Here is a 7089-nt window from a genome sequence, read left to right on the forward strand (position 1 = left end):
ACAGGCAGGACCCCAGGCATGACAGACAGCACCCGCGACATTCACCCGATCACCGACAGTCACTGCCACCTGGACTTTCCCGATTTCGACGGTGAACTGCCCGATGTGATCGCCCGCGCCCAAGCCGCAGGGGTGACACGCATGGTCACCATCTGCACCAAGCTCAAGAACGAACCCGCCGTGCGTGCCATTGCCGAGGCGCATGCCCCGGTCTTCTATGCCGCCGGCACCCACCCGATGAGCGTCGCGACAGAGCCGATGGCCAGCTATGACGACCTGATGGCGCTGACCAAACACCCCAAGATGGTGGGCATCGGCGAAACGGGGCTGGATTACCACTACACTGCCGACAGCGCCGAGGCGCAGCAAGCCAGCCTGCGCACCCATATCGCCGCCTCCCGTGACAGCGGCCTGCCCCTGATCATCCACGCCCGCGACGCCGATGACGATATGGCCCGTATCCTCAGAGAGGAACATGCCAACGGGGCCTACCCTTGCGTGATGCACTGCTTCTCCTCGACGCAGGCGCTTGGCCGTGCGGCGCTGGATCTGGGGTTCTACCTGTCGATGTCGGGCATCACCGCCTTCCCCAAATCCCAGGACCTGCGCGACATCTTTGCCGACGCCCCCCTGGACCGGATATTGGTCGAAACCGACAGCCCCTATCTGGCCCCGCCGCCCCATCGCGGCAAACGCAACGAACCGGCCTTTACCGCCCATACGGCGCGGCGTGGGGCCGAAACCTTCGGCATCGATTACGCCAGCTTTGCCGCGCAGACGCAGGCGAATTTCGACCGGCTGTTTACCAAGGCCGCCCAATATCAGGACGCCGCCTGATGGCCGAGATGAAGATCACCATCCTGGGCTGCGGCTCGTCCGGCGGGGTGCCGCGTCTTGGCGGGCACTGGGGGGCCTGCGATCCGGCCAACCCCAAGAACGCAAGACGCAGATGCTCTATCCTGGTAGAGCGGATCACGGATGCAGGCACGACATCGGTGCTGATCGACACCTCCCCCGATATGCGCAGCCAGTTGCTGGATGCGGGCGTCGGACGGCTGGACGCGGTGTTTTATACCCACTCCCACGCCGATCATGTGCACGGGCTGGATGACCTGCGGATGATCGTGATCAACATGCGCCAACGTCTGCCGGTCTGGGCCGACACGCCCACGCGCGAGGCGCTGCTGGACCGTTTCGGCTACGTCTTCATCCAGCCCCCCGGATCGTCCTACCCGCCCATCCTCGAAATGAACCATATAGATGGCGACGTGACGATCGACGGGCCCGGTGGCACGCTCTGCTTCACGCCCTTTCTGGTGAACCACGGCGGGATGGATGCGCTTGGCTTCCGCGTCAATGATGTGGCCTATCTGCCCGATGTGGCGCAGATCCCCGATGACATCTGGCCCCACCTCAAAGGCCTGCGCTGCTGGATTGTCGACGCGCTGCGCCGTGACCCGCATCCGACCCACAGCCATCTGGCCCAGACCCTCGACTGGATCGAACAGATGGCACCGCAAACCGCTGTGCTGACCAACATGCACAACGACCTCGACTATGACACGCTGGCCGCGGAAACCCCCGACCATATCGAACCCGCCTTTGATGGCATGACCCTGAGCTTTCCGGTCTAGCCCCCGCCCGCGGGGTCTGGACTTCATTTTGCCCTATATACTCCACGGGGGCGTGGGGGTGTGAAACCCCCACTCCGACAGCGCCACCCGCACCCAAGGCCATATCTCTCGTGCAAACGCTTCTCGAAGTCATCCTGCCCGTCTTCTTTGTTATCGGCTTTGGCTATGTCTCTGTCTGGCGAGGGTATTTTCCGGTGTCGGGCATCGACGGGGTCATGCGGTTCGCGCAAAGCTTCGCGATCCCCTGCCTGCTGTTCCAATCGATCGCGCATCTGGATCTATCAGCCTCTTTCGACCCGCGACTGCTGTTCAGCTTCTACACCGGCGCGGCCGTCTGCTTCACGCTGGGTCTGTTCGGCGCGCGCATCCTGTTCAAACGCGACTGGGAAGACTGTGTGGCCATCGGGTTCTGCAGCCTCTTTTCCAACTCGGTCCTGCTGGGGCTACCGATCACGGAACGCGCCTATGGGCCCGAGGCGCTGATCGGGAACTTTGCGATCATCGCCATCCACTCGCCGTTTTGCTACGGGCTGGGGATCACGGTGATGGAGTTCGTGCGCAACCGGGGCCAATCCGGTCCGGCCTTTGCGCGCAATGTGGCGCGGGCGATGTTCCACAATCCGCTGGTTCTGGGCATCCTCGCGGGCTTTGCCGTGAACTTTAGCGGGCTGGCGATCCCCGGTGTGATCGACGACGCGCTGTCGCTGATCGTGCGCGCTGCCCTGCCTGCGGCCTTGTTTGCGTTGGGGGGCGTGTTGATCCAGTACCGCCCCGAGGGCGACAGCAAGACCATCGCCATGGTCTGCCTTTTGGCACTGATCGTGCATCCCGCGATTGTCTGGTTCATGGGCAGCGGCTTTGGCCTGCCGCAGGATCTGTTCCGCTCGGGCGTGCTGACGGCAGCGATGGCACCGGGGTTCAACGCCTATATCTTCGCCAATATGTATGGCCGCGCGCGGCGGGTCGCGGCAAGCTCGGTGCTGGTGGCGACGGTGGGGTCGGTGCTGACCGCGTGGCTCTGGCTCAGCGTGCTGCCATGATGCCCGTGCTCTATTCTTTCCGGCGCTGCCCCTATGCCATGCGCGCGCGGCTGGCACTGCGGTCGGCCCGCCAGCAGGTGCAGCTGCGCGAGGTCGTGCTGCGCGACAAGCCCGCCGCCTTTCTGGCGACCTCGCCCAGTGGGACGGTGCCCTGTCTGGCGCTGGATAGGGGCGAGGTCATTGACGAAAGCCTCGACATCATGATCTGGGCTCTGCGCCGACACGATCCCGAAGGGCTGCTGAACATGCCTGACGCCGGATGGGACTGGATCAGCCGCTGCGACGGGCCGTTCAAACAGGCACTGGACCGCACGAAATACGCCACCCGCTACCCCGACGCCGATCCGGAGGCAGAGCGGGCCAAAGCCGCCGCTCATCTGACGGCGCTGGACGCGCAAATTGGCACCTATATTTTCGACACCCCCAGCCTTGCCGACATGGCGATTGCCCCCTTCGTGCGGCAGTTCGCCTTCATCGACAAACCCTGGTTCGACGCGCAGCCCTGGCCGCAGTTGCAGGCGTGGTTGGACCGTTTCCTGACCGCGCAGGCCTTTACCGCCGTGATGGATAAATACCCGCAATGGGCAGAGGGCGACGCGCCTACGGTCTTTCCGGCCTAGGCCGAAAAACCCTTCGCCCCGCCCCCGCGTACGCTGCATCGCGGCACAAGTTACCCTACGTCACAAAGCCGCGCCGCCACCCTGACAGCCGTCAGGCAGGTTGCCACAGCGGCGTACACGCTCCTAACCTCGGGTCGTGGTCCCACCGGATCACAACAACCGGGAGGAGATATAATGAAACATTTCAGATCAGGTCTGGTCGCCGGGGCGCTGGCCCTTGGCACCGCCTTTGCCACCCTAACCCCCGCATGGGCCCAAGAGCTGCCCCGCGGCGATGCGACCGCTTTGGGGTTCGACCCTGACCGGCTGGCGCGGATGGATGCCACCTTTGGCGCGCTGGTCGACAAGGGGATGACGCCGGGGGCCGTGCTGATGCTGATCCGCGACGGTCAGATCGCGCATCTGTCCACCATGGGCAAACGCACCCCCGACGGGGAGCCGATGACCGAAGACACGCTGTTCCGCATCTACTCCATGACCAAACCCATCACATCCGTCGCCGCGATGATGCTGGTCGAAGAAGGCAAACTGCTGCTCAACGCGCCCGTTTCAACCTATCTGCCCGCCTATAAAACCCTGACCGTGGTCACCGGTGAGAAAGACGCCGAGGGCAAGCCCGTGACCCGCCCCGCCAAAGGCGTGATGACCGTCCGCGACCTGATGCGCCATACCTCGGGGCTGACCTATGGCTTCTTCGGGGCCGGTCCCGCGCGCGAGGCCTATAACGCGGCCGGGGTCGCCTCGCCCGAGAACACGGCAATCGAACAGGCCAATCTGCTGGCGTCCCTGCCGTTGGAGCATGACCCCGGCACCACATGGGAATACTCCCGCGCGACGGATGTTCTGGGCGCGGTGGTAGAGGTCGCGTCAGGCCAGACGCTTGAAGAATTCATGAAGGCGCGTATTTTCGATCCGCTGGGGATGGAGGATACGGCCTTCTACATCGATGACGCTGCGGATTTCCCGCGGATCGCCGAACCCTTCGCCGATCAGGCCAAACTGGGCAGCCGCGATGTTTTTGACCCGCGCGTGCGCAAGCCGAACCAGTCGGGCGGCGGCGGGCTGATGTCCACGGTGCATGACTATGCCAAATTCGCGCAGATGATGCTGAATGGCGGAGAGTTGAACGGCACGCGGTTGCTGTCGCCTAAGTCGGTGCAGCTGATGACCTCGAACCACCTTGAGGGCATCAAACCCGGCAAATACTACCTGCCCGGCCCCGGCTACGGCTTTGGTCTGGGGTACGCTGTGCGACTTGAAACCGGCAACGCCCCGTCAATGGGCTCCGCCGGTGAATACAACTGGGGAGGTGCCGCGGGCACCGGCTATCACGCGGACCCTGCCGAAGATATGATCGCGCTGCTGATGATCCAGTCACCTGCCAATCGGGGGCCGCTGCGGCTGATCTTCAAGAACCTCGCCTTTAGCACGCTGGCCGACAGCCGCGTCGACGACTGACCTCGCGGGGCCACGCGCCCTGCCCCATACCCTCGCACAAAAGGCCCCTGACGTCGGGGCCTTTTGTCGTTCAGCACGACAGATCGCTGGCTTGCGACACGGAAACCCCCTAAAATTTCACACCGGCCATTGTCAGCGAGATGGTCCGCGTTACGTCATCTCTTTGATTATAAAGGGTTCACATTGTGGCAACAGAAACACTCGGCGCGCTAAATCCTGTAACTGCGATCGCATTGGTCGGCGCGATCGGGGTGGGGTCTCAATGGATCGCATGGCGGCTGCGCATGCCCGCCATCGTGCTGATGCTGGTGGCCGGCATCCTGATCGGGCCGGTTCTGGGCATCTTCGATCCCGCACGGGATATCGGGCCGTTGATGGGGCCGATGATCTCTATCGCCGTGGCGATTATCCTGTTCGAGGGCGGTCTGTCGCTGAACTTTCACACGCTGCAGGACGCGGTCGGCGGTGTCCGGCGGCTGGTCTATATCGGCGCGCCCCTTGGTTGGCTGATGTCGGCGCTGTCGCTGCATTATGTGGCGGGGCTCAGCTGGTCCAGCTCTGCCGTCTTTGGCGGGATCATGATCGTGACCGGCCCCACGGTCATCGCGCCGCTGTTGCGCACCGCGCGGCTGTCGCGCCGCCCTGCCACCCTGCTGCAATGGGAGGCGATCCTGAACGACCCCATTGGCGCCTTGGCCGCTGTGCTGGCCTTCGAGGTCGTCATCGCCCTGAACACCGCCACAACAGCGTCCGAGGCGATGCTGGAGCTGTTTATCGGTGCCGCCGTCGCCACTGCCGCTGGTGTCGCTGCGGGGATCGGCCTGTCGCGCGCCTTCAAACGCGGCTGGGTGCCCGAGTATATGAAGGTGCCCGTGCTCTTTGCCCTGCTGCTGGGGGTCTTTGCCGCGTCCGATGCCGTGCTGCATGAAAGCGGGCTGCTGGCGGTGACCATCATGGGGATCGTGATCGCAAACTCCAAACTGCCCAGCTACGAGGAAATGCGCCGCTTCAAGGAACATGCCACCGTGCTGCTGGTGTCGGGCGTGTTCATCCTGCTGGCCGCAGGGCTGGATGTCGAGGCGCTTGGCAATCTTGACTGGCGCGCGGCGGCCTTTGTGGCTGTGGTGGTGCTGGTCGCACGGCCTGTGACGGTGTTTATCTCGCTCATCGGGTCGGGCATCCCGTTCCGCGAAAAACTACTGGTGGCCCTGACCGGACCGCGCGGCGTCGTGCTGGTCGCGGTCGCGGGTCTGTTCGGCGAACGCCTGCTGAGCCTCGGGTTCGAGGACGCCGCCCTGATCGCGCCGCTTGCCTTTGCGCTTGTGGCGGTGACCGTGGTGGTCAACGGCTTCACCCTCGCCCCCTTTGCGCGGCTTTTGGGGCTGACCGGTGCGGACACGCCCGGCGTGGTGATCATCGGCGGATCGGACTGGACAACGCAGCTGGCCGAAGTGCTGAAGACAGCGAAGATTCCGGTACTGATGACCGACCCCAACTTCATCCGCCTGCGCAAGGCGCGCGCGGCGGGGATCGATACATTTTCGGGCGACATTCTGTCAGAGGCGGCAGAGCAGCGCGTGGAACTCGTCAGCTATGCCACGCTGATCGCTGCCACGGATAACGACGCTTACAACACGCTGGTCACCACCGACCTGGCACCGGAATTCGGCCGCGAGAATGTGTTTCAGGTGATGCGCGAGAAATCCGAAAGCAGCCGCCACCAGCTGCCCCGCACCCTTGGCGGTCGGCCCTTGGGGCTAGAGGCGACCCATGCGGAACTGCGTGATCTGATCGCCCAAGGCTGGCGCTTCCGCAGCACGCGTCTGTCCGAGGAGTTCACGCTGGAAGACTGGCGCGCCGAAAGCCCCGAGGCGCGGCTGCTCGCCCAGATTACCACCAGCGGCGAGATCAAGTTCATGCGCAAGAACGAGGAGTTCAAGGGCGGCGATGGCATCCATGTTATCGCTCTTCGCCCGCCCGAGGAGTGATCAGACCACACCCACCCGCGCAGCATACTATCTGCGCGGGTATTTCAGCTTTGCATTAACCTTAATTGGACCATTTTTTCGCCACACCGGTCAGGCAGTTGCTTCAGTCATGTAGGTAACCAACTGAAAAGGCACATCTATGTTAATAAGTTCACTTTTCTCTGGCGGCAGCCAGCAGTCTCAGCCCAAAGGGGCCGAGAAACAGAAAGATAAGTCCGAGACCGGTAACACCGAAAAGAACAACGCCAAAGCCAAAGACGAACAGCCGGCCGCGCAAGAGACGCAGCCCACCGCTGAAACTGCCCCTGCGCAGTCGTCTCAGGCCGCCGCCCCTGCGCAGAAAGCGCAA

The 7089-nt window shown here is 63.5% G+C and carries 6 protein-coding genes and 1 pseudogene; all 7 read left to right on the plus strand.

Translation table 11 applies throughout. The features are described 5' to 3' along the window. Window positions 1–18 precede the first annotated feature (18 nt). Window positions 19–837, plus strand: coding sequence for a TatD family hydrolase (locus CBB63_RS09935; protein WP_009826687.1), 819 nt, complete (start codon window positions 19–21; stop codon window positions 835–837). Then, window positions 837–1634: an MBL fold metallo-hydrolase gene (locus CBB63_RS09940; RefSeq protein WP_286699025.1), complete on the plus strand. Its 798-nt coding sequence runs from the start codon at window positions 837–839 to the stop codon at window positions 1632–1634. The genes CBB63_RS09935 and CBB63_RS09940 overlap by 1 nt, the downstream gene beginning before the upstream one ends. A 110-nt stretch (window positions 1635–1744) precedes the next feature. Next, window positions 1745–2674: an AEC family transporter gene (locus CBB63_RS09945; RefSeq protein ID WP_286699026.1), complete on the plus strand. Its 930-nt coding sequence runs from the start codon at window positions 1745–1747 to the stop codon at window positions 2672–2674. Continuing rightward, window positions 2671–3294, plus strand: coding sequence for a glutathione S-transferase (locus CBB63_RS09950; protein ID WP_286699029.1), 624 nt, complete (start codon window positions 2671–2673; stop codon window positions 3292–3294). Before CBB63_RS09945 ends, CBB63_RS09950 begins: the two co-directional genes overlap by 4 nt. Window positions 3295–3468: 174 nt before the next feature. Next, window positions 3469–4752: a serine hydrolase domain-containing protein gene (locus CBB63_RS09955; RefSeq protein WP_286699027.1), complete on the plus strand. Its 1284-nt coding sequence runs from the start codon at window positions 3469–3471 to the stop codon at window positions 4750–4752. Window positions 4753–4937: 185 nt separating this feature from the next. Continuing rightward, complete coding sequence (locus tag CBB63_RS09960; RefSeq protein WP_286699028.1) at window positions 4938–6740, plus strand: cation:proton antiporter; 1803 nt, start codon at window positions 4938–4940, stop codon at window positions 6738–6740. A 139-nt stretch (window positions 6741–6879) separates the two neighbouring features. Beyond that, window positions 6880–7089, plus strand: a pseudogene (locus tag CBB63_RS09965) (hypothetical protein); the annotation flags it as partial.

Source organism: Sulfitobacter sp. TMED3 (genome assembly GCF_002167505.1).
GTDB classification, from domain to species: domain Bacteria; phylum Pseudomonadota; class Alphaproteobacteria; order Rhodobacterales; family Rhodobacteraceae; genus Sulfitobacter; species Sulfitobacter pontiacus.